At 71.3% G+C, this 22,690-nt stretch carries 22 protein-coding genes; 11 read left to right on the top strand and 11 right to left on the bottom strand.

Features of this window, described 5'->3' with window-relative positions; translation table 11 throughout:
• Positions 1-13: 13 nt before the first annotated feature.
• Positions 14-2,599, top strand: coding sequence for a rifamycin-inactivating phosphotransferase (gene rph / locus CLV40_RS13810; RefSeq protein WP_104479275.1), 2,586 nt, complete (start codon positions 14-16; stop codon positions 2,597-2,599).
• A 146-nt stretch (positions 2,600-2,745) separates the two neighbouring features.
• Here the strand turns inward: rph and CLV40_RS13815 are convergent, their stop codons facing one another.
• From CLV40_RS13815 to CLV40_RS13855, 9 genes are all read right to left on the bottom strand, one after another.
• On the bottom strand, positions 2,746-2,961 hold the full coding sequence (locus CLV40_RS13815; RefSeq protein WP_146108031.1) for a hypothetical protein: 216 nt from the start codon (positions 2,959-2,961) through the stop codon (positions 2,746-2,748).
• Positions 2,962-3,137: 176 nt separating this feature from the next.
• Complete coding sequence (locus CLV40_RS13820; protein WP_104479277.1) at positions 3,138-4,961, bottom strand: phosphoenolpyruvate carboxykinase (GTP); 1,824 nt, start codon at positions 4,959-4,961, stop codon at positions 3,138-3,140.
• Between the two features lie 433 nt (positions 4,962-5,394).
• Positions 5,395-6,186 carry a DUF6802 family protein gene (locus CLV40_RS37985; RefSeq protein ID WP_181043488.1) on the bottom strand — a complete coding sequence of 264 codons (792 nt, stop codon included), beginning with the start codon at positions 6,184-6,186 and terminating at the stop codon, positions 5,395-5,397.
• 95 nt (positions 6,187-6,281) lie between these two features.
• A complete protein-coding gene (locus CLV40_RS13830) occupies positions 6,282-8,117 on the bottom strand; it encodes a dynamin family protein (protein WP_104479278.1) in 1,836 nt (611 codons plus the stop codon).
• Positions 8,114-8,581, bottom strand: a complete 468-nt coding sequence (gene grpE, locus CLV40_RS13835) for a nucleotide exchange factor GrpE (RefSeq protein WP_104479279.1) — start codon at positions 8,579-8,581, stop codon at positions 8,114-8,116. The genes CLV40_RS13830 and grpE overlap by 4 nt, the downstream gene beginning before the upstream one ends.
• A gap of 241 nt (positions 8,582-8,822) precedes the next feature.
• Positions 8,823-9,077, bottom strand: coding sequence for a hypothetical protein (locus CLV40_RS13840; protein WP_146108032.1), 255 nt, complete (start codon positions 9,075-9,077; stop codon positions 8,823-8,825).
• Between the two features lie 305 nt (positions 9,078-9,382).
• Entirely contained in the window at positions 9,383-9,721 is a 339-nt protein-coding gene (locus CLV40_RS13845) for a hypothetical protein (protein WP_104479281.1), read from the bottom strand.
• Positions 9,718-10,053 carry a PadR family transcriptional regulator gene (locus tag CLV40_RS13850; protein WP_245931271.1) on the bottom strand — a complete coding sequence of 112 codons (336 nt, stop codon included), beginning with the start codon at positions 10,051-10,053 and terminating at the stop codon, positions 9,718-9,720. The genes CLV40_RS13845 and CLV40_RS13850 overlap by 4 nt, the downstream gene beginning before the upstream one ends.
• 159 nt (positions 10,054-10,212) lie before the next feature.
• Positions 10,213-11,784: a dynamin family protein gene (locus CLV40_RS13855; protein ID WP_104479283.1), complete on the bottom strand. Its 1,572-nt coding sequence runs from the start codon at positions 11,782-11,784 to the stop codon at positions 10,213-10,215.
• A 199-nt stretch (positions 11,785-11,983) separates the two neighbouring features.
• On the opposite strand from CLV40_RS13855, the gene CLV40_RS13860 reads away from it, so the two are divergent.
• Both CLV40_RS13860 and CLV40_RS13865 read left to right on the top strand, forming a co-directional pair.
• On the top strand, positions 11,984-13,129 hold the full coding sequence (locus CLV40_RS13860; protein WP_104479448.1) for a sensor histidine kinase: 1,146 nt from the start codon (positions 11,984-11,986) through the stop codon (positions 13,127-13,129).
• A gap of 25 nt (positions 13,130-13,154) precedes the next feature.
• Entirely contained in the window at positions 13,155-13,811 is a 657-nt protein-coding gene (locus tag CLV40_RS13865) for a response regulator (protein ID WP_104479284.1), read from the top strand.
• A gap of 20 nt (positions 13,812-13,831) precedes the next feature.
• Here the strand turns inward: CLV40_RS13865 and CLV40_RS13870 are convergent, their stop codons facing one another.
• Positions 13,832-14,737, bottom strand: a complete 906-nt coding sequence (locus tag CLV40_RS13870) for an SDR family oxidoreductase (protein ID WP_104479449.1) — start codon at positions 14,735-14,737, stop codon at positions 13,832-13,834.
• A 35-nt stretch (positions 14,738-14,772) separates the two neighbouring features.
• Positions 14,773-15,348: a TetR/AcrR family transcriptional regulator gene (locus tag CLV40_RS13875; RefSeq protein ID WP_104479285.1), complete on the bottom strand. Its 576-nt coding sequence runs from the start codon at positions 15,346-15,348 to the stop codon at positions 14,773-14,775.
• A 251-nt stretch (positions 15,349-15,599) separates the two neighbouring features.
• Here CLV40_RS13875 and CLV40_RS13880 point away from each other — a divergent pair, with 251 nt between their 5' ends.
• The 8 genes from CLV40_RS13880 (at position 15,600) to CLV40_RS13915 (ending at position 22,648) form a co-directional block, all read left to right on the top strand.
• The gene (locus CLV40_RS13880; protein ID WP_104479286.1) at positions 15,600-16,544 is read left to right on the top strand and encodes an ABC transporter ATP-binding protein; all 945 of its coding nucleotides are present in this window, start codon (positions 15,600-15,602) and stop codon (positions 16,542-16,544) included.
• A 4-nt stretch (positions 16,545-16,548) separates the two neighbouring features.
• Positions 16,549-17,313, top strand: coding sequence for an ABC transporter permease (locus CLV40_RS13885; RefSeq protein WP_104479287.1), 765 nt, complete (start codon positions 16,549-16,551; stop codon positions 17,311-17,313).
• A complete protein-coding gene (locus CLV40_RS13890) occupies positions 17,313-18,044 on the top strand; it encodes an ABC transporter permease (protein ID WP_104479288.1) in 732 nt (243 codons plus the stop codon). The genes CLV40_RS13885 and CLV40_RS13890 overlap by 1 nt, the downstream gene beginning before the upstream one ends.
• 178 nt (positions 18,045-18,222) lie before the next feature.
• Complete coding sequence (locus tag CLV40_RS13895; RefSeq protein ID WP_104479450.1) at positions 18,223-19,143, top strand: ABC transporter ATP-binding protein; 921 nt, start codon at positions 18,223-18,225, stop codon at positions 19,141-19,143.
• Positions 19,140-19,883, top strand: a complete 744-nt coding sequence (locus tag CLV40_RS13900; protein ID WP_104479289.1) for a hypothetical protein — start codon at positions 19,140-19,142, stop codon at positions 19,881-19,883. The genes CLV40_RS13895 and CLV40_RS13900 overlap by 4 nt, the downstream gene beginning before the upstream one ends.
• A 266-nt stretch (positions 19,884-20,149) precedes the next feature.
• Positions 20,150-20,674 carry a hypothetical protein gene (locus CLV40_RS13905; protein ID WP_104479451.1) on the top strand — a complete coding sequence of 175 codons (525 nt, stop codon included), beginning with the start codon at positions 20,150-20,152 and terminating at the stop codon, positions 20,672-20,674.
• Between the two features lie 206 nt (positions 20,675-20,880).
• Entirely contained in the window at positions 20,881-21,519 is a 639-nt protein-coding gene (gene trmB, locus CLV40_RS13910) for a tRNA (guanosine(46)-N7)-methyltransferase TrmB (protein ID WP_219823982.1), read from the top strand.
• A gap of 79 nt (positions 21,520-21,598) precedes the next feature.
• Positions 21,599-22,648 (top strand): nitric oxide synthase oxygenase, encoded by a 1,050-nt coding sequence (locus tag CLV40_RS13915; protein WP_181043489.1) that lies wholly within the window; start codon positions 21,599-21,601, stop codon positions 22,646-22,648.
• The last annotated feature ends 42 nt before the right edge of the window (positions 22,649-22,690 follow it).

Raw genomic sequence — 22,690 nt, forward strand, 5'->3', positions numbered from 1 at the left:
GGGAGACAAGCGCATGCGCAACTACGTTCTCGGTCTCCAGGAGATCGACCGGACGCAGGTGGCGGTCGTCGGCGGCAAGGGTGCGAACCTGGGCGAACTCACGCGGGTCGAGGGTGCCCGCGTACCCGCCGGGTTCTGCGTGACCACGGACGCCTTCCGCCGGATCACGGCGGAGGCGCCGACCATCGACGGCCTGCTGGACCGACTGTCCAGTGTGGACGCGAACGACCGGGGGGCGATCCGCGCGCGCAGCGCGGAGATCCGCCGGGCCATCGAGGAAACCGCCATCCCGGACGACTTGGCGGCCGCGATCACCGGCGCGCTCGACGAGCGGGCGGCCCACGCGGTCCGGTCGAGCGCGACGGCGGAGGACCTGCCGACGGCGTCCTTCGCGGGCCAGCAGGACAGCTACCTGAACGTCGTGGGACAGGCGGAGGTCCTCCGGCACGTCAGCCGGTGCTGGGCCTCGCTGTTCACCGAGCGGGCCGTGACCTACCGGCTGCGCAACGGTTTCGACCACCGCAAGGTCGGCATGGCCGTTGTCGTGCAGGAGATGCTCTTCCCGGTCTCGGCGGGTGTCCTGTTCACCGCCGACCCGGTCACCTCGAACCGGAAGGTCGCCGCCGTTGAGGCGACCTTCGGCCTCGGCGAGGCCCTGGTCTCCGGCCTGGTGAACGCGGACAGCTACCAGGTGCGGGACGACGAGGTCATCGCGAAAGCGTTCGGTACCAAGGAAGTGGCCATCCACCCGGTGCCCACCGGCGGCACGTGGGAAGAGGCCGTCGACCCCGCGCGGCGGGCGGCGCCCGCGCTGACGGACGCGCAGGTCGTCGAACTGGTCCGGCTCGGCAGGCGGATCGAGGCGCACTTCGGTCACCCCCAGGACATCGAGTGGTGCCTGGTCGACGACGGCTTCCGGGTCGTGCAGAGCCGGGCGATCACCACGCTGTTCCCCGTCCCGGAGACCGACGACGAGGACAACCACGTCTACGTGTCCGTCGGCCACCAGCAGATGATGACCGACGCGATAAAGCCCCTGGGGCTCTCGTTCTGGCAGCTGACCACGCCCCGCCCCATGGCCGAGGCGGGCGGGCGGCTCTTCGTCGACGTCACCCGGATCCTGGCCTCCCCCGCGACCAGGGCGGCCTTCTTCGACATCGCGGGGAAGTCGGACCCGTTGATCCCGGACGCGCTGGGCGCCCTCCTCGACCGCGACGGCTTCATCCCGCCGGAGCGGGAGGGCCACGGTTTCCCGATCCCCGGTGCCGCACCCGCCACGATCGAGACCGACCCGGCCGTGGTCACCGAGCTGATCGAGCAGAACGCGGCTTCCGTCGCGGTGCTCAGGCGGGACATCCGGGCGAAGTCCGGGACCGCGCTGCTCGACTTCATCCTGGCCGACCTCCAGGAGCTGCGCCGGCTCCTGTTCGACCCGCGCAGCCACGAGGTGATCATGGCGGGGATGCAGGCGACGTGGTGGCTCAACGAGCGGTTGGGCGAGTGGCTGGGGGAGGGGAACGCGGCCGACGCGCTCACCCAGTCCGTGCCGCACAACGTCACGGCGGAGATGGGGCTGGCACTGCTCGACGTCGCGGACGTGATCCGCCCGCACCCGGAGGTCGTCGCCCACCTGCACGACGCGGAGGACGGTTTCCTCGACGAGCTGCCCGGACTCCCCGGCGGTGCGCAAGCGCGCGACGCCATCCTGGCCTACCTCGACAAGTACGGGGTGCGCTGCGTCGGCGAGATCGACATCACCCGGCCGCGGTGGGCCGAACAGCCCACCACGCTGCTGCCCATGCTCCTCACCAACATCAGGAACTTCGAGCACGGCGCCGGTGCGCGCCGCTTCGAACAGGGGTTGCGGGAGGCCCGGCAGAAGGAGCAGGACGTGCTGGCGCGCCTGCGGGCCCTGCCGGACGGCGCGGCCAAGGCCGACGAGACCCAGCGGATGATCGACCGGGTCCGGACGTTCACCGGGTACCGGGAGTACCCGAAGTACGGCATGGTCAGCCGCTACGCCGCGTACAAGCAGGCCCTGCTCGCGGAGGCCGCGCGCCTGGTGCGGACCGGCGTGCTCGCCGAGCGGGACGACGTCTTCTACCTGCGGTTCGACGAACTCCAGGAGGTCGTGCGCACGAGCGAGGTCGACCGGGACCTCATCCGCCGCCGCAAGGAGGCGTTCCGGTCGTACGAGTCGCTCACCCCGCCCCGGGTGCTCACGTCGGACGGCGAGACCGTCAACGGGACCTACCGGCGCGACGACCTGCCGACCGGCGCGCTGGTCGGCCTGCCGGTGTCCGCCGGGGTCGTCGAAGGTCGGGCCCGGGTGGTCCTGGACTTGGCGCGGGCCGACCTCGAACCGGGCGACATCCTGATCACGGCCTACACGGACCCGAGCTGGTCGCCGCTGTTCGTGGCGGTCGCCGGCCTGGTGACGGAGGTCGGCGGCGCCATGACGCACGGCGCGGTGATCGCCCGGGAGTACGGCCTGCCCGCCGTGGTCGGCGTCGCGCAGGCGACGCGGCTGGTCCAGGACGGCCAGCGGATCCGCCTGAACGGTACCGACGGGTACCTGGAGATCCTCTCGCCCGCCTGACCACCACCCCCGGGTCCACAGGCTGTGCACAACCTTGTCCACAGCCTGTGGACAACCCTGGGGCGCCTGTGACTGGTGAGGCAAAAAGGTACGTTGACCTGGGCACCGCGACCGACCCGTTCATCCCCAGGTCGATCCACACGGGGTCAGGACGGGGTCGGCGGGGCCACCCGGGCGACCAGGTCGTCCCCCACGATCAACAGGCATTTCAGGCACCGGGTACCCGCGTGCGTGCGCGCCAACCGCGCGAACGGGACCGTGTGCGAGCACACGGCCTCCACGAAGCTCGCGGGCCGCTCGTCCGCCGCGAAGGCGTGCACCCGCTCGTCGTAGCCGGACCGCTGCCACCGCCACTGCCGCACCCCGACCACCCCCTCGTCCCCACGGGGACCTGCCCGAGAACACCGGTCCGTCCGATGTGCCCTGTCCGATGTGGGCCACTCTCCCAGACCGGGGGAGACTCTCGCGGCAAGAAGGCCCAACACGCAAGAAGGCCACCGTTGCCAGTCGGCGACGGTGGCCCTCTTGTGGGAATCGCTTAGCCCAGGCGCTGGCGCAGCGCCTCCAGCTCGTCACGCAGCGGAGTGGGCAGCTTGTCGCCGATCTTGTCGAACCACTCCTCGATCAGCGGCAGCTCCGCGCGCCACTCCTCCGCCGAGAACTCCAGCGCGGCGTCGATGTCGGCGCGGTCACCGTCCACACCGTCGAGGTCGAGCTCGTCGGCGGTGGGCACCCAGCCGATCGGCGTCTCGCGGGCCGAGGCCTTGCCCTCGATCCGCTCGATGGCCCACTTCAGGATGCGGCTGTTCTCGCCGAACCCGGGCCACAGGAAGCGCTTGTCGTCGCCACGGCGGAACCAGTTGACGTAGAAGATCTTCGGCAGCTTGGTCGCGTCGGCGCGCTTGCCGGTCTCGATCCAGTGGTTGAAGTAGTCACCGGCGTTGTAGCCGATGAACGGCAGCATGGCCATCGGGTCGCGGCGGACGACGCCGACCGCGCCGACCGCTGCGGCGGTGGTCTCGCTGGAGAGCGTGGCACCCATGAAGGTGCCGTGCTGCCAGTCGCGGGACTCGGTCACCAGCGGGATCGTGGTGGCCCGGCGGCCGCCGAAGAAGATCGCCGAGATCGGCACGCCCTGGGGGTCGTCCCACTCGGGCGCCTTGGTGTCGCACTGGTCGATCGGGGTGCAGTAGCGCGAGTTCGGGTGGGCCGCCTTCTCCGTGGAGTCGGGGGTCCAGTCGCCGCCCTTCCACCCGGTGAGGTGCGCGGGCGCCTCGCCCATGCCCTCCCACCAGATGTCGCCGTCGTCGGTCAGCGCGACGTTGGTGAACAGCGAGTTGCCCTTGGCGATGGTGCGCATCGCGTTCGGGTTGGTGTGGTAGTCGGTGCCGGGGGCGACGCCGAAGAAGCCGTTCTCCGGGTTGACCGCGTAGAGGCGGCCGTCCTCGCCGAAGCGCATCCAGGCGATGTCGTCGCCGATGGTCTCGACCTTCCAGCCCGGGATGGTCGGCTCCAGCATGGCGAGGTTGGTCTTGCCGCAGGCGCTCGGGAAGGCCGCCGCGACGTAGTAGACCTTGTCCTCGGGCGAGGTCAGCTTGAGGATCAGCATGTGCTCGGCGAGCCAGCCCTCGTCCCGGCCGATGACCGAGGCGATGCGCAGCGAGTAGCACTTCTTGCCCAGCAGCGCGTTGCCGCCGTAGCCGGAGCCGAAGCTCCAGATGAGCCGCTCCTCCGGGAAGTGCACGATGTACTTGGTGTCGTTGCACGGCCACGCCACGTCCGCCTGGCCCTCGGCCAGCGGCGCGCCGATCGAGTGCAGCGCGGGCACGAAGTCGCGCTCGGTGCCGTCGGCGTCGACGAAGCGGTCGAGCGCCTTGGTGCCCATCCGGGTCATGATCTTCATCGAGACCACGACGTACTCGGAGTCGGTGATCTCCACGCCCAGCATGGGTTTCTCGGCGTCGAGCGGGCCCATGCAGAACGGGATCACGTACATGGTGCGACCGCGCATGCACCCGCGGTACAGCTCCGTCATGATGGCCTTCATCTCGGCCGGTTCCATCCAGTTGTTGGTGGGACCGGCGTCGGCCTCGTCGACCGAGCAGATGAAGGTGCGCTCCTCGACCCGGGCGACGTCGTTGGGGTCGGAGGCCGCGTAGAACGAGTTCGGCTTCTTGTCGAGTCGCGTGAACGTGCCCGCGTCCACGAGCTTGTCGGTCAGACGGGTCCACTCGTCTTCCGAGCCGTCCACCCAGACCACCTGATCCGGAGAAGTGAGCTCGGCCACCTCGCGCACCCACGCCAGGAGCCGGTGGTGCGTCGTCGGTGCCTGGTCAACGCCAGGGATTGTCACTGCCGTCATCTCGCCTCGTCTCCTGACTGAACGCCGAAATGCCAATCAGGACACCGCTGACCTGACCGGGGACGGCGGCGTCCTAACCGAATGGCTCAACCCCCGCCCTGTCGAGCGGGTGTGTGCCGTGATGGATTGCGATTAGGTTAGCCAGTTGACGGCGAGGTAACCGACACCTTGCCTGTCGGTTCTCTCACAAGAACGATAAGGGGATCGATTCAGTACCCACTTGCGGGGCTGATGTTCCACCGATCCGGTGTCCGAAGACCGGACAGTCGTGACCAGGAGTGAATCTCACCACGGTTTCCCTTCGCCTGACCGCCGAACGAGAAAGATCCCGGTACGCGCACGGCGTACCGGGATCTTTTCTCGTCTCACTCAGCGTGCACGGGTGAGCACTGTGATTGACAATGCGCCCGCCGCAGTGGGAGTTCGGCGGGGATCAGCCCTGCCACGAGGCGTCGGAGCCCGAGGCGTCCGAAGCCGACGCGTCCGAACCGGCGGCGGTGGGGGCGGCCCCGTCCGCGGTGCTGTCGGACTCGTAGGTGCCGTCGGCGTTGATGTGGCCGGTCTCGACCGCGGTCCACTCGTCGTCGCCGGTGTGCTGGGCCACGGTCACGTCGCCGTCGGCCTCGACGACCACGGCCTGGTCGGCCGAGCCGTCACCGTCGACGTCGGTGAACGCGTAGGTGTTGCCCTGCTCGTCGGTGACCACGGCGGTGTCGTTCTTGCCGTCGCCGTCGACGTCGTACTGGGCCTCGCCCGCGTTGATGTCGCCGCCCTGGTTGTCGACGGTGATCTGGTTGCCGCCGCCGTCGTTGTGGTCGACCGGGGTCGAGTCGGGGCCGTCGGCGGTGTCGGTGGAACCGGTGTGGCCGGAGTGGCCACCGCCGTTGTCCGCGCCGTCACCGGAGGGGTTCTCGACCGAGTTCGGGTCGGCGGCGGTCCACTGGCTGCTCGCCTCGTCGTACTCGGCGGCGCCGGTGACGTTGCCCTGCTCGTCCAGGGTCACCGCGGTGTCGGCCTGGCCGTCGCCGTCGGTGTCGGTGAACGCGGCGAAGCCGTCCTCGGTCTGGACCACCACGGTGTCGTTGTGGCCGTCGCCGTCGTAGTCGTAGTTCTCGGTGACCTCGTAGGTGTCGCCACCGATCTCGACGGTCAGCTCGTCGTGCCCCGTCTCGTCGACGGAGGTGTCGTCGGTGGTGGTGTCGGCGCCGGTCTCGTCAACGTACACGGGTGCCCCCTCATTTCCTTCCCTTGCGGGATTTTCACTGGCTTGTTGGGTCTTATGACTGACGCTTCGCCGACTTGGTTCCCGGCGTTACGGTGTTACTTCTTGTCGCGAACTGTGCGAATGGCGGCAAGGAGCTTCTCCGCCCGATCGCGGCCCGCGACCACGTCGGTGAGCCGCTTGTTCACCACCGTCACGCGCTTCTGCCGCTCGCTGACGTCGAGCCGCATCGCCTTGTCCACCTCGCGCAACTGCTCCTCGATGCTCGCGATCCGCTTGCCCAGCGCCTCGTCGAGCGCGAGCGAGAGCTGGGACTCGGCGTCGATCAGCTGCTCGGACACCAACTGGTCCAAAGTGGAGCGCGAGTCGGCGATGGACTCGTTGAGCCACAGCTTCATGTGCTGCTTGTCCGCGGTGTGCTTGCGGGTGCGGGCGATCCACCAGCCCGCGCCGAGCCCGATGATGATCGTCGGGACCAGCAGCACCGGGGCGGCGATGGCGCCCGCGAGCGGGATGGTGGCCATCTTGCCCGCGCCGATGCCGCCGGAGATGCCCATGAACACCAGCAGCTTGTCCTCGGCGGTCGGCAGCCGCTTCTCCGCCGCGCGCACGACCACCTGGGACGGTCCGGTGCGGGCGAACTGGGCCCGGATGACCTCCAGCTCGTCCGCGCTGAACAGTTCACTGAGGACGGAGTCGGCCACCTGGTTGAGCCGGTTGCCCGCCGAGAGGCTCACCCGGGTGCTGACCACCTGCATCGCGGCGTCGACCTGGCCGGGCAGCTCGCGCAGCTTGTCGCGGTCGGCGGCGTCGATGGCCTGGCGGAACCAGGACTGCAGGTCGCGCATCTCGCGGCTGACCTCGTGCGCGTTCTCCAGCCGGGCGCGCTGGATCTCGCTGCGCAGCTTGACCTGCCAGCCGCGGGTGGAGGAGCGGCGCTCCGCGGTCAGCTCGTCCTTGCGGGCGCGCAGCGCCTCCGCCTCGGCCTCGCCGATGGTCAGCGCGCGGCGCTGGTTGTCCAGGTTGACCTTCAGCTCGCCGAGCGCGGACGAGAGCGCGCGCAGGGTGTTGGCCTCGCCGAGCATCGCCGAGCGGCCGACCAGCAGCGTCTGCAGGGCCTCGAGGAGCTCGGGCACGCCGGAGCGCGCGCGCAGCATCTCGGCGGCCTCGGGGTTGGGCGCCTTGCCCGACATCTCGTACATGCGCGAGGACACCGGGTGGAAGGTCGCACCCTTGAAGCGCGGGGCGTGCTCGGCCAGCAACGCCTCGTTGGCCTCCATCACCTGGCGCCAGCCGCGGTAGGCATCCACTTTGGACAGCACGAAGACCACGGTCTCCACCCGCTCGCCCACCCCGGCGAGGAAGTTCAGCTCGCCGAGGGTGAAGGGGGCGGAGGCGTCGACGACGAACAGCAGCGCCGTGGCCGTGGCGGCGGCCTCGATGGCCAGCTCGCCGTGCATCGAGTCGAGCCCGCCGACGCCGGGGGTGTCGACGATGGTCAGCTTCTCCAGCAGCGGCACCGGGCCGTCGACCTCGACGAAGCGCGGCGGCAGCTCGCCGTCGGGCAGCTCGTGCGCGGCGGACACCCAGTTGATCAGCTTGCCCAGCTCGACGGGCACCGGGGCGAGCTGGCCCGGGTAGCACGCACGGGCCTCCCACTCCTCGGCGTGCCCGAAGACCAGGTAGGTCGCCGTCGCCACGTCGGCGTCCACAGGGGACAGTCCGGGCGTGTCGATCATGGCGTTGACCAGCGAACTCTTCCCCCGGTTGGTCTCACCGACCACCACGACCGACGGCGTCTTGCGGCGCCGCGCGCGCTGCTGCTCGACCCACTCGGCCGACTCCGGAGCGGCCTCGCGCAGCAGGGTGAGCAACTGCTCCCGGGTCTGCGCGACCTGCTTGGGCAGCGGCAGCGGCGGCTTGGCCTGGGTCACGGGGTGACCGCCTTGCTGGTGTAGACGGTGACGATCGGTGGCCGCAGCAGCACACCCCGGTCGCTGAACCCGACCACCTCGGTCTCGGCGACCGTGCCGTCGAGCGCGGCGTCGTCGGTGCCGACCGTGCCGCCCGCCTCGTGGAAGGCCGGGTCGAACCGTTCGCCGTCCGGCCGCAGCGCGACCACGCCGACGGCGGCCAGCCCCTCCTCGATCCGCTCGGCCACGCCGGAACTGCGCGCCCGGTCGTGCGCGTAGAGGCATAACGCGACCATCGACCGCCGCTCCTGCACCGCCTGGTCGTGGACCTCGGGCGCGACACCGACCGCCACGGCCTCCTCCGGGAACTCGTCCACCAACCCCACCTCTTCAGCGACGCGCGGCGGGGTCACGGGTTCCACCACCTCGGTGGGCTCGTCCGCGCCGTGCTCGTCCTTGTGCTGTCCCCTGAACCAGGAAGCCATCAGCCTCACCCTGTCCGCGCCCCATGTGCCGCCGAATCGTATAGCGCCCGAGGTGCCTGGTCGGCCCGTTCAGCCGACCCTGTCCACCTGCGACACACGCGGGGCGCTCGGGCGGCGGGCCCCGGTGGGAAACATTCCACCGGAAAATCGTGGGACAGAAATGACAAATAATGGACAAGGAGCCGGACATGAAAAAGCCCGGCGCCGCCGGTCGAACCGGTGGCGCCGGGCGGGAGAACACCTAGCGGTCGATGTGCTTGCGATCCGCACCGCCGATCGCGTCGGCTACCGCCCCGGCGATCGAGATGGCCGCCCTGGTGAGCGGGTCACCCCCGCCCCCGACCGCTTTGCCCAGCTCACGGGCGAAGACCCGGTTGGTCTCCTGGCGCTCGATGTACGCCTTCTCCGACATCCGGACCTTCCGGCGGTAGCCGTCCCGGCCCACCGTGGTCTCCGCCTCGTACGGCTCGCCACCATTTCCTTGTTGGTCAGCCATCACTCCCCCTCCAGGGAATTGGCGGCACCGCACTGCCGCGTCCAGCTGAGCGTAACCGCTATTTCTTCCGATGCGCGAAAACAATGTGCGCCCGCAGCGAATTCACCGCCGTTCGGACGAGCGGCGACCGCGAACGGCCCATGCGGTGGCGGCGCCCAGACCGGCGACGGCGGTGGGCACGAGCCCGAGGGTGACGGCGACGGCGGCGACGGCCGCGGCGGCGGTGAGGATCAGGGCGGCGGCCCGGCGGGTGCGGGCGGTGTCATCGATGACGTGGCGGAGCAGGGCGGTCGCGGGGGTGTCGGTCAGGCCGCTCGGCGGTTGGGGTCGCGGAGGCTGCGGCGCAACGCGGGGGCTCGCAGCAGCAGTCGGACGGCGTAGCGGAACTGGTCGCCGCGGTCGGGGATGCCCGCCGGCTCCGCCCGGAACTCCTCGCGGTAGCGAGCCCGGTGGGGCACCGGCAGCAGCCTGATCGAGCCACCCAGCAGGCGCAAGCCTGCCTTCGCGCAGTCGGGGCACGGGGCGGTCACCTCCTCGGTCTCCGGTCGGTCGCTGACGCGGCGCGCCCAGGCAGTGTGGTCGGGCGGTCTCAGCAACCGCACCACCACGTTCCCGCCGAGTTCGCCGAAGAGTTCGTTGCTCATGTGGCACCTCCCGCGTAACCCGGTTCCGCACGCCTGGTGAGCTGCCGGGTGCGCGCCTCGGCCCGAGCCAGTGCGGCGCCTGCCCGCACGCCCCCCGCCCCGGTGAGGCGGTAGTAGCGCCTGCGCGGCCTGCCCTCGACTCTCGGGTCGACCTCTTCCCAGCGGCTGTCCACCCACCCGCAGGCCTCCAGCCTGGCGAGGATGGGGTGGACGGTGCCGCTGGGCAGACCGGCTCGCGCGCCGAGTTCGAGCCCGTAGAACTCGGCCGCGGGGTCGGCGAGCAGCACTCGCAGCACAGCCTGGGTCGGTTGGGTCATCCTCGGCTCACCCATGGCTTAACTCTACCTAGGGTCTAGGTAGAGAACGACCAACTCGACCGAAACCCGCCTACTCGGCCCGCGCTTCAGGGACAGCTGCCAGGCGGGGCATCGGCTCGCCAAGTCGGGAACGGTGCCGGGTGGGGATGAGGGGGTGGGTGGTGGGCGGAGATGTCACTGCGCTTTTAGTTGCTGCCAGATGAGGAAGTACGCGCGGTGGATGACGTGCGCGACGCGGCTCTGGGCCGGGGTCGCGCCGAAGGACGCGAACGAGCGCCACCAGCCCGCGCGCTCCAGGGCGTAGGCCGTCAGCTCGTTGTGCGGGCGGCCCTTCATCCCCAGTTGCTCGCCGACCTCCGCGCTGCTGCCCACCCGCAGCACCTCCTCGGCCAGGTCCTCCGGCATGTTCACCGCGCCGGAGGTGACCAGGGTCAGCGCCTCCAGCAGGCGCAGCTGGTGGGCCTCGGGCTTGGCCAGCAGCACCTCGATGGCGTCGTGCACGCGCTGGCGCTCGCCGGGGTCGCCGGAGGCGTGGGCCAGGGCGGTGACCGAGGCCAGGGCGGCGGCGGCCTTGATGCCGTCGGCGCGGGCGCGGAACACCGCGTCGAGCCTGGTGCGCACCCCGGCGAGGCCAGAGGCGTCGAGCAGCTTGCGGCGCAGGGCGCCCGCGGTGAGGTCGGGTTCGGCGCGCAGGGCGTCCACGGCCCGGCGGATGCCGTAGAGGTCGAGCGTCTCCAGCAGCCGGACGCGGGTGCCGGTGGGCACGTCGCAGTCCCAGGTGGTGAAGATGTCCGCCGACATCAGCATGGTCTCCCAGATCGCGTCGTCGAGACCGGAGAGCTGGCGCAGCGCGTCGGCGTCGGCGGAGGTGAAGCCACCGGACTCGGCGGACTCGGCGATCAGGCCGATGACCGGGATGACGTCGGCGACCCGGGGCTTGAGCGTGCTCGCCTGCTTCTCCGCCAGCAGCCGCGCGGCCGTCCACACGTCACCGTTGCTGCCGGACACCGACTCCGGGGTGATCGTGTCGGCCTTGTTGAGCACGGCGATGGCGTTGACCGGACCGGCCTCCCGGCTGGCGGTGGCGGCGGTGAACGCGGCCAGCGCCTGCTGGTCGTCGGCCCGCACGCCCTGCGTCACCACGTAGAGCACGGCCTCGGCACCGGCCACCGCGTTGCGGGAGGTGTCATCCAGGTCGTCGTTCTCCGGCGCCTCGACCTCTTCGCCGTCTTCGGCGCTGTGCTTGGCCGCGCCGAGCAGCTGCTCCGTGCGCTTGACCGAGGCCAGGTCGAGCGAGCCGAGACCGGGGGTGTCGATGACGGTCAGGTCGCGCAGGACGGCGTTGGTCAGGTACGCCTCCAGGTGCGAGACCTTGTCGAAGTCGACCTCGAGGTCCTTCGGGATCATGCCGCCCGCGTCGAAGGGCAGCACCTGCTTGGTGCCGTCGAAGAACACCAGCTCGACCCGGTCGACCGTGCCGTACTGGAAGCGGGTGACCAGCCGGGTGCACTCGCCCACGTCGGTCGGCGCGACCCGCCTGCCGATCAGCGCGTTGACCAGCGTGGACTTGCCGGACTTGATCCGGCCCGCCACGGCGACCTGCAGCGGCGCGGACAGCCTGCGCAGCACCTCGCGGAACCCGGCGGCGGTGCGCGCGGACACCTGCGGCTGCAGCCGCTGGCACAGGTTGGCCACCGCCGCGGACAGCGGCCCGGCCAGGTGCTGTTGCTCGGTCGCGGTCGACACGCCGTCCTCCCCTGGTTTTTCGCCAGCATCGTGCCATGACCGGGCGCGCCGCGGGTCCACACCGGTCGGGTTCGCGCCACCCGGCCGTTCAACCCACAGGCGGACCGGCAATGCGACGGCGGGTGGACGCGCCTGGTCACCGGGGGTACCTACCCTTGGTGGCGTGCGGAGACTCAGCCTCTGGATGAAGGCGCACCCGATCGTCGGGGACAGCGTCGTCGCCGCGCTGCTCGCGCTGCTGGAGTCGGTCTCGCTGTTCACCCCGCCGACCGGGGTGAACCTGGTGGTGTTCTGGGTGACCGGCGTGCTGATGCTGGGCCCGCTGCTCATCCGCAGGCGCGACCCGCTGCTGTCGGCGTACCTCATCCTCGGCGCCGGTTTCCTGCAGCTGCTCACCCACGGCCCGCCCGTGCTGCACGGTGTGGACGCCCGGCTGCGGCCGGTCGACATCGCGCTGGGCATCTCGCTCTACACCGTCGTGGCCTACGTCAGCCGCAGGCAGGGCGCGCTCTACGTGCTGTGGCTGGCCATCGGCACCACGATCTGGGCGACCTGGCGGATGGAGCTGCCGCAGTCGATCCTGCCCGCCACGGTCATCGTGGTGATCTTCGCGTTCTGCTGGGCGCTGGGCGAGTTCTCCGGCGCCCGCCGGGCCTACCACGTCGAGGTCGAGCGGCGGCTGGCGCTGCTGGAGACCGAACGGGACCAGCAGGCGCGGATCGCCGTCGGGCAGGAACGCGCCCGGATCGCCCGGGAGCTGCACGACGTGGTGGCGCACGCGGTGAGCGTCATCGTGGTGCAGGCCGACGGCGCCGCGTACGCGGTGCGCGCCCAGCCCGAGATGGCCGAGCGGGCGCTGAACACGATCTCCGCGACCGGCCGCGAGGCGCTGACCGAGCTGCGCCGCCTGCTCGGCGTGCTGCGCAGCGACGACACCGAGATCGACCGCACCCCGCAGCCGGGCGCCCAGTCCATCTCGGAGCTGGCCGAGCGGGTCCGGGCGATCGGGGTGCCGGTGCGCCTCGACCTCACCGGCGAGCTCGACGACCTGCCCGCGGGCGTCGGCCTGGGCATCTACCGGATCGTCCAGGAGGCGTTGACCAACACCATCAAGCACGCGGGCCCGGGGGCCTCGGCCGCCGTGCAGGTGCGCCGGGTGGGGGACCGGGTCGAACTGGACATCACCGACCGCGGCCCCGGGATCTCCCGGCTGGCCACGGTCGGCGGCAACGGGCTGATCGGCATGCGCGAGCGGGCCAACGTCTTCGGCGGCACGCTCCAGGCGGGACCGCACGAGCAAGGTGGCTGGCGCGTGCGGGCCGTGCTGCCGGTGAGCACCGCGTGAGTGGAAGGGCGTTACCTTGACCCATGTGATCAGGGTTGTGTTGGTCGATGACCAGGAGCTGATGCGGGTCGGGTTCCGCATGGTGCTCGGCGCGCAGGAGGACATGGAGGTCGTCGGCGAGGCCGGGGACGGCAAGGCCGCGATCGCGCTGGCCGAGCAGCTGCGCCCGGACGTGGTGCTGATGGACGTGCGCATGCCGGTGCTCGACGGCGTGGAGGCGACCCGGGTCATCACCGAGGCGGGCACGTCGAAGGTGCTGGTGATGACCACCTTCGACCTCGACGAGTACGCGCTGTCCGCGCTGCGCAACGGGGCCAGCGGCTTCCTGCTCAAGGACACCCCGCCCAGCCACCTGATCTCCGCGCTGCGCTCGGTGGCCAGCGGCGACGCGGTGGTCTCGCCGAGCGTGACCCGGCGGCTGCTCGACCGGTTCCTCGGCCCCGGTGGCGGAGAGCTGCGCGACGCGTCGGTGCTCGACGTGCTGACCGAGCGGGAGCGGGAGGTGCTGGTGCTGATGGCCCAGGGCCTGTCCAACACCGAGATCGCCCGCAAGCTGTTCCTGTCCGAGGCCACGGTCAAGACGCACGTGGGCCGGGTGCTGTCCAAACTGGAGCTGCGGGACCGGGTGCAGGCCGTGGTCCTGGCCTACGAGACCGGGTTGGTGCGCCCCGGCGACGTGTAGCGCCGCCGGGGCGGGAGCGACTACCGGTAGGCGGCGGCGTCCACCGTGGTCGGGTCGACGCCCCGGTCGACGACGTCGTCGTGCCAGCGGCCCCAGTCCGGCCGGGTGCCGTCGAGGTCGGTGAAGCCGTACTCGCGCATCAGCGTCCAGCTGGCCAGGACCTGACCGGCGAACCGGGACACCCCCGGGTCCGCGGCGAGCGCGGCGATGGCCCGGCCGACGTAGTTCGGGGTCTCGGACATGATGTAGTTCGGGTCCTTGGCGACCCCGTCGCGCCAGGTGGCCTCGGTGACGCCGAAGTGCTCCAGCATCATCTCCGAGCGCAGGAAGCCTGGGGTTACCGCGAGCCCGGTGGTGCCGTGCGCGGCCAGGTCCGCGCCGAGCACCCGGCCGATGGCCCGGATGCTCGACTTGACCACGAAGTACGGGATGCCGACGCCCGGCCAGTAGCGGTCGGTGTCGCCGTCGGTCACCTCGACGACCAGGCCGCCGGGCCGGTCGACGACCAGCGGCAGCAGCTTGTGCAGGGCGATCAGGTGGGTGTCGACGCCGTTGCGCACCACGCCGAGCGCCTTGTCCAGGTCCGACTCCCAGAACGGGGTGCCGAACTCGACGAACGGGTCGCCGCCCCAGACGTCGTCGACCAGGACGTCGACGTGCCCGTGGTCGCGCGCGACCCGGTCGCGCAGCGCCTCCACATCGGACACCGCGGAGAAGTCGCAGCGCACCGCGATCCCGGTGCCGCCCGCCGCGTCGACGAGTTCGGCGGTCTCCTCGATCGTCTCCGCGCGCTTGATCGGCGACGCGACATCGCGGGTCGTGCGGCCGGTGACGTAGACCGCCGCGCCCGCCGCGCCCAACTCCACCGCGATGCCCCGACCGCACCCGCGCGTCGCGCCCGTGACGACCGCGACCTTGCCCGCCAGCGGTTTGTGCTCGCTTGCCACGAAGTTCTCCTCCCTTAGCGGCGCCAGGCGTCCAGCACCGCGTCCACGTCTTGGCCGAGTCGGTCCGCGATCCGCCCGTGGGGGCGGATGGACCAGTCGATGGACACCCCGTTGACCAGCGACAGCAGCACGCGCGCGGCGACCTCCGGCGCGGGTGCCCCCGGCAGCAGCGGCGCGGCCCGGTCGAAGGCGTGCCGCAGCCGCTCCTGCATCACCGCGAAGTGGCGGCCCAGTTGGCCGCGCAGGTGCTCGTCGGCGAGGTCGACGGCGAGCTGACCGAGGTGGTTGGCCGCCGTCTCCGCGTCCCCCAGGGACAGGAACGTGGCCACGGCGGCGGCGCGCAGACCGGCCACCGGGTCGGCCTCCGCGTCGGCCGCGGCCAGCATCACGGCGTCGACCTCGGCGGTGGCGTGGGTGAACAGCGCGCGCAGCAGGCCGTCCTTGGAGCCGAACCGCTGACCGACGGTCCCCACCGAGACCCCGGCCTCGGCGGCCACCTGGGCCAGGGTGAACCCCGGCCCGACCCGGCCGATCACGGTGTGCGCGGAGTCGAGGAGCCGCTGGTCGGTGATGGTCTTGGGGCGTGCCACGCAGTTATTGAACCATGGTTCAATAACCCTGTCAGCCCCAACCGGACCGGTGGCGCGGATCAGGGTCGGGTCAGGGTCGTCACGGATACCCCGGCTCTCAGGATCGCGGGAGGGTACACCTGCGAGTTGACCCGAGAGGGGAACCAGAGGACGACGCCAAGCGACGGGCGGTAGTGCCACTCTGGAATGGGTCACCCGGGGGACGTACATCGGGGGATGTGCGACACAGGCAGCAAGCACGAGGAGTAGCCATGATCGAGGCAGTCGGCCTCACCAAGCGATACGGCAAGACGCTCGCCGTCGACAACCTGTCGTTCTCGGTGCCGAGCGGCCGGGTGACCGGCTTCCTCGGCCCGAACGGCGCCGGGAAGTCGACGACCATGCGCATGATCCTGGGGTTGGACACCCCGACCGGGGGGACCGCGCTGATCGACGGCAAGCGCTACCGCGACCTGCAGCAGCCGCTGCGCACCGTCGGCGCGCTGCTGGACGCGAAGTGGGTGCACCCCAACCGCTCGGCCCGCGCGCACCTGCAGTGGCTGGCGCGGTCGAACCGGCTGCCCGCCAAGCGGGTGGACGAGGTGCTGGAGATCGTCGGCCTGACCAGCGTGGCGGGCAAGCGGGCGGGCGGCTTCTCGCTGGGCATGTCCCAGCGCCTGGGCATCGCCGCGGCGCTGCTGGGCGACCCGCAGGTGCTGCTGTTCGACGAGCCGGTCAACGGCCTGGACCCCGAGGGCATCCTCTGGATCCGCAAGTTCATGCACCGGCTGGCCGAGGAGGGCCGCACGGTCTTCGTCTCCAGCCACCTGCTGTCGGAGATGGCGCTGACCGCCCAGGAGCTGGTGGTCATCGGCCGCGGCAAGCTCATCTCGCAGAGCAGCACCGAGGACTTCGTCACCCAGGCCACGGAGAACACCGTGCGGGTGCGCAGCCCGCAGCTCGCGCCGCTGCGCAGCGCGCTGGGCAAGCTGGGCGTGTCGATCCGCGACGAGGGCGAGGCCCTGGTCGTCTCCGGCATGGACTGCGCCGACATCGGCGAGCTGGCCGCGCGGGAGGGCGTCGTGCTGCACGAGCTCAGCCCGCAGCGCGGCTCGCTGGAGGAGGCGTTCATGCAGCTGACCGGCGACTCCGTCGAATACCACACCGAGATCGCCGAGCCCGGTGTGCCCGCGACCCTGACCACGGCCGGGAAGTGACGTCATGACCCTGCTCGCCGTTGAACGGATGAAGCTGTTCTCCACCCGCTCGCCGTGGTGGTGCTCGCTCATCGCACTGGCGCTGACCGTCGGGTTCGGCGCGCTCATGGCCGGTACGGCCAACACCGAGACGCCGCTGACCGTGGCCGCCACCCAGTTCGGCTACACCTTCGGCCTCGTCGTGATCATGGTGATGGCCGCGCTGGCGATCACCACCGAGTACCGCTTCGGCACCATCCGGGCCACCTTCCTGGCCGTGCCCAACCGCGGCAAGGCGCTGCTGGCCAAGACCGCCGTCGTCGCGATCCTCGCCGGTGTGCTCGGCGAGCTGGCCGCGTTCGGGTCGTGGGGCATCGGCAAGCTCATCAAGCCCGCGTCGGACCTGGCGCTCAACACGCCCTACGAGTGGCGCGCGGTCGCCGGTGTCGGCCTGGTGTACGCCGTCGCCGCGGTCATCGCGGTCGCGGTCGGCGTGCTGGTGCGGCACTCCGCGGGTGCCATCGCCCTGCTGCTGGTCTACGTCCAGCTGGTCGAGAACCTGGTCTCGCTGATCCCCCGGATCGGCAACGACATCCACCGGTGGATGCCCTTCACCATGTCCGCCAAGTTCATCACCGGCGACCCGGACGTGACCCTGCGCAACATCAACGAGGGTCCGCCGCTGGCCGACGCGGGGCTGTCCCCGTGGCCCGCGCTGCTCTACTTCGCCGGGTTCGCCGTGGTCATGATGGTCATCGCGCTGGCCGTCGCGAACCGGAGGGACGCCTGATGACCACGCTGCTGGCCACCGAGCGCATCAAGCTGTTCACCACCCGCTCGCCGTGGTGGTCCATCGTCGCGGCACTCGGGCTCACCATCGGGTTCGCCGGGCTGGTCGCGCTCAACCACAGCGAGGGCCGCCCGCTGCAGGTCGAGCACAGCCAGTTCGGCATCCAGTTCGGGCTCGTGGTCGTGCTGGTGATGGCCGCGCTGGCGGTCACCACGGAGTACCGCTTCTCCACCATCCGCGCCACCTTCCAGGCCGTGCCCAACCGCAGCGCGGTGCTGGTCGCCAAGACCGCCGTCGTGGCGGTGCTGGCCGCGGTCATCGGCGAGATCGCCGCGTTCGGCTCGTGGACGGTCACCCGGGTGATCGCGGGCGGACCGGAGATGGCCATCGCGACCGGCGCCGACGTGCGCATGGTCGCGGGCGTCGGACTGGTCTACGCGCTCGCCGCGGTCATCGCGGTCGCGGTCGGCACACTGGTGCGCCAGTCTGCGGGCGCGATCTCGATCCTGCTGATCTGGCCGCTGCTGGTGGAGAACCTGGTCCAGCTCATCCCGGGGGCGGGCCCGCACATCCACGACTGGATGCCGTTCGTGAACGCGGAGCGGTTCCTGAACCCGCCGGAGTTCACCACGCCGCCGATCGGTCCGTGGGGTTCGCTGGCCTACCTCGCCGGTGTCGCCGCGGCGCTGTTCGCCGCCGCGATGGTGGCGGTCAACCGCCGGGACGCCTAGGCACTACCCACCACCGGTTCGGCCGATCATTCGGGGAACGGCCGGACCCGCACGGGGAATGGGAGCCCGGGTCACCTTTCGGGGGGTGGCCCGGGTTTCCGCGTGTCCGGGGTAAGACGCGCGTCCGGGTTGGCCGATCCGTTCGCGCGCTCGTGGGATGCGTGCGACCATCGGCCGCATGATCGAGGCGTCCGGTCTGACAAAGCACTACGGCCGCACGGTCGCGGTGGACAACCTCTCGTTCACCGTGAGCGAGGGGCGGGTGACCGGGTTCCTGGGGCCCAACGGCGCGGGCAAGTCGACGACCATGCGGATGATCCTCGGCCTCGACCGCCCCACCTCCGGCGACGTCCGCATCGATGGCGAGCACTACCGCGACCTGCGCCAACCGCTGCGCACCGTCGGCGCGCTGCTGGACGCGAAATGGGTGCACCCCAACCGTTCGGCCCGCGCGCACCTGAGCTGGCTGGCCACGTCGAACAAGCTGCCGGGCACCGCGGTGGACGAGGTGCTCGACCTGGTCGGGCTGACCTCGGTGGCGCGCAAGAACGCGGGCGGGTTCTCCCTGGGCATGTCCCAGCGGCTCGGCATCGCCGCCGCACTTCTGGGTGATCCCAAGGTGCTGCTGTTCGACGAGCCGGTCAACGGCCTGGACCCCGAGGGCATCCTCTGGATCCGGCGGTTCATGCACCGGTTGGCCGAAGAGGGGCGCACCGTCTTCGTCTCCAGCCACCTGCTCTCCGAGATGTCGCAGACCGCGCAGGACCTGGTGGTCATCGGCCGCGGCAAGCTGATCTACCAGGGCACCGTCGGCGACTTCATCGCGCACGCCACGGAGAACTCCGTCCTCGTGCGCAGCCCGGAGCTGGGCAGGCTCGCCGAGGTGCTCAGCGCCGAGGGCGCCAAGCTGAGCCAGGACGGCGACGGGTTGCAGGTGTCCGGAATGGACAGTGCGGAGGTCGGCGAGCTGGCCGCGGCGGCGCGGATCACCCTGCACGAGCTGAGCAACCACGCCGGTTCGCTGGAGCAGGCGTTCATCCAGCTGACCGGTGGGACGGTGGAGTACCAGGCCGCCACCGAGGAGGGACCGACCGCATGAGCCTGCTCGCCGCGGAACGGATCAAGCTGTTCAGCACCCGCTCGCCGTGGGCCTGCGGGCTCCTGGCCGTCGCGCTGCCGGTCGGGTTCACCGCGCTGCTGGCCGCGCAGGCGGGCGACCAGATCGACGCCACCGTGGCGAACACCCAGATCACCACCAACCTGGGCCGGGCGGTGGTGCTGGTGCTGGCCGCGCTCGCGGTCACCAGCGAGTACCGCTTCGGCACGATCCGCAGCACGTTCCAGGCCGTGCCGAACCGGGTGACCGCGCTGACCGCGAAGGCGACCGTGGTGGCGGCGGTGACCGCGGTGATCGGCGCGCTCGTCGGCTTCGGCTGCTGGGGCGTGTTCCGGGCCATCCACGCCGGCGCCGACCTGGCGCTCACCGGCGCCGAGGACTGGCGGCCGGTGGCCGGGCAGGCGCTGGTGTTCGCGCTGACCGGCCTGCTCGCGCTCGGCGTGGGCATCCTGGTGCGGCAGACCGCGGGCGCGGTCGCGCTGCTGCTGGTCTACTCGCTGCTGGTGGAGAGCCTGGTCCAGCTCATCCCCAAGATCGGCGACGACATCCAGCGGTGGCTGCCGTTCTTCGCCGCCGACCGGTTCATCGGCGCCACCGGCGACGACGCGGCGAACCGGTCGGACCTGCCGCTGAGCCCGTGGGGCTACCTGGCCTACTTCGCCGCCATCTCGCTGGTCGTGCTGGCCGCCGGGATCGCCACGGCGGCGCGCCGGGACGCGTGAACCACGCTGCGTGAGGTGTCCGGGAAGTCTGGGAAAGGCCCTTCGACCTGGCCGAAGGACTTCCGCCTCTAGTGGCGGCGCGCGCCGTTTCCTACAACAAACTGCGGGATTAAGACCACGTTAAGTAAGTGTGAGACCCCCCACACGTTACGGACTTACCGTCCGTCACGGGGTCAGATGGACCCACAGACCCGTCTCGGAACCCTTGGAGGTGGACCTTGACGGTGATCGACTCCAACGCCGCCCGCAAGCGGCAGACCATCCCGATGCACCGAGGACTGCACGTCGAACCGCTCATCGGACTGGAGTGGTCCGAAGCACTGGAACAGCCGGTGGCGGGCGAGGCCACCGCGCCGGGCGAGGCCCGCCGGGCCTGGGTGCACCGCGCACCGGAGGCCCAGGTCGTCGCCCTCTACCGCGCCGCGTCGGCGGCCGAGCGGGCCCTGCCCGCCCCGTGGTGGCTGCGCGCGGTCGCCGCGGGCGAACTCCCCTCCCGGCGCGAGGGCTTCGCCGTCGAGGACCGGGTGGCCAAGCTGCTGAACGCCCGCCCGGGGTGGGTCTTCGTCCCGTGGGGCGTGGACGGCGACGCGGGCTACTGGGAGTTCATGCCGTCCGAACGCGCGCTGGTCGAACCCGGCATGCCGACCACGTTGGCGCACACGCACCGGCACCCGGGCTGGATCGACGTGGTGGCGGTGCACGCGGGCGGCCCGGCCCCGGCGCCGATCCCGGTGCGGGGACTGCCGGACCTGCGCGCCAACCTGTCCAGGTTGGAGTCGTTAAGACCCTGAGGTCCGGGCGGTGGACCGGGTTCGCGCCTCGGCGGCGGCGCGCCCGCGGTGGGCCGCGCGGAGCGGGAGTGGGCGTCAGCGGGTGAACCGGCAGGTGGCACGCTGTTCGGGTGACTCAGCCGGACCAGCACCCGACCAGCGCCACCGAACCGTTCGACGACCGGCCCCGGCGGACGGTGGTGAGTTTCGTGCACCGCGGTGGCCGGATGACGGTGGGCCAGGCCAAGGCGTGGGAGCGGCGGTGGCCGGAGTTGGGTCGGCAGGTCGGTGACCTGCCCGAGGGGACCCTCGACGCGGATCGGTGGTTCGGGCGGTCGGCGCCGGTGCTGCTGGAGATCGGGTCCGGGATGGGGGAGACCACCTCGCTCCTCGCGCAGGCCGCGCCGGAGGTGAACTACCTGGCGGTCGAGGTGTACGAGCCGGGGTTGGCGCAGCTGATGCTGCGGGCCGAGGCGATGGGGCTGACCAACCTCCGGCTGCTGCGCGGCGACGCCGTCGTCCTGCTGACCGACCACATCGCACCGGGATCGCTGTCCGGGGTCCGGTTGTTCTTCCCAGACCCCTGGCCGAAGAAGAAGCACCACAAGCGCCGCATCGTGCAGCCGTCGTTCGCGGGGCTCGTCGCGTCGCGGTTGGCGCCGGGGGGCACCTTCCACCTGGCGACCGACTGGGAGAACTACGCCGAGCAGATGCTGGCGGTGCTGTCCGGGGAACCGCTGCTGCGCAACCGGTTCGACGGGTGGGCGCCGCGGCCGGAGTGGCGGCCGGTGACCAAGTTCGAGTCCCGCGCCCGCACCGAGGGACGGATCAGTCGTGATCTCATCTTCGAACGAGTGAATGACTGACCGTCGGTGACAGGGGTTCGGCAAGGACCACACGTCCGAGTAGTCGAGGCGCGGGGCTTGAGTACCGATATCCAGTGATGTGACGGCCCTGCGCGATGCCCCCACCCCCGCACCCCCGACCGACCCGGGGCCGCCGTCGCCACGCAACCGCCCCGCCGACTCGCTCTTCACGGCGGCCGAGCGGTTCCTCCAGGTCTTCCACGACGCGCGGCCCAAGGCGGGGCCGTTGGCCGCGCGGCTGGCCAAGGTCCGCGCGGAGGTCGCCGCGACCGGCACCTACCGGCACACCCCCGCCGAACTGGCCTTCGGCGCCCGGGTCGCGCTGCGCGAGAGCGGCTGGTGCCCGGACACGGTGCCGTGGCGCGGTTTGCTGGTGCGCGACCTGCGCGAGGTCCGCGACGCCACGGCGGTGGCCGCCGAGTGCGTGCACCACCTGCGGATGGCCGCGGCGGGCGGCGCGGTCAGACCGGTGGTCAGCGTGTTCGCGCCGGACACGCCGTGGCGGGCGGGACCGCGCATCCGCAACGACCAACTGGTCCGCTACGCCGGTTACCGCGAGGCCGACGGCGTGCTCGGCGACCGCCGCTACGTCGACTTCACCACCGGGGTCTGCCGGTTGGGGTGGCGCCCGCCGGTCGAGCGCGGCCCGTTCGACCTGCTCCCACTGGTCGTGGAGACCGACGACGACGGCGTGCGGCTGTTCCCCATCCCGCGCGAGGCCGTGGTCGAGGTGCGGCTGGCGCACCCGGAGTTCGCCTGGTTCACCGAGCTGGACCTGCGCTGGCACGCGGTCCCGGTGATCAGCAACACCCGCCTGCACATCGGCGGCATCGACTACCCCGCCGCGCCGTACAACGGCATCTACATCTGCCGCGCGATCGGCGAGGACGTGCTCGGCGAGGAAGCCGCGTACGGCAAGGCCACCGCGGTGGCGCGGCGGCTGGGCCTGGACACCAGCAGCGACCGCACGCTCTGGCGCGACCGCGTCGCCCTCGAGCTCAACCGCGCGGTGCTGCACTCCTTCGACGCGGCGGGCGTGCGCATCGAGCACTCGGCCGAGGTCTACGCCCCCGCGACCGAGGCCCCGCACCGCCCCGCCTTCCTCCGCCAGATCCCCGTCAAGCGCTGAGATCCGACACCGGCGGGTGACACCGACCCGCGCCCGGTGCCG

The organism is Actinokineospora auranticolor (assembly GCF_002934265.1).
Lineage (GTDB): Bacteria > Actinomycetota > Actinomycetes > Mycobacteriales > Pseudonocardiaceae > Actinokineospora > Actinokineospora auranticolor.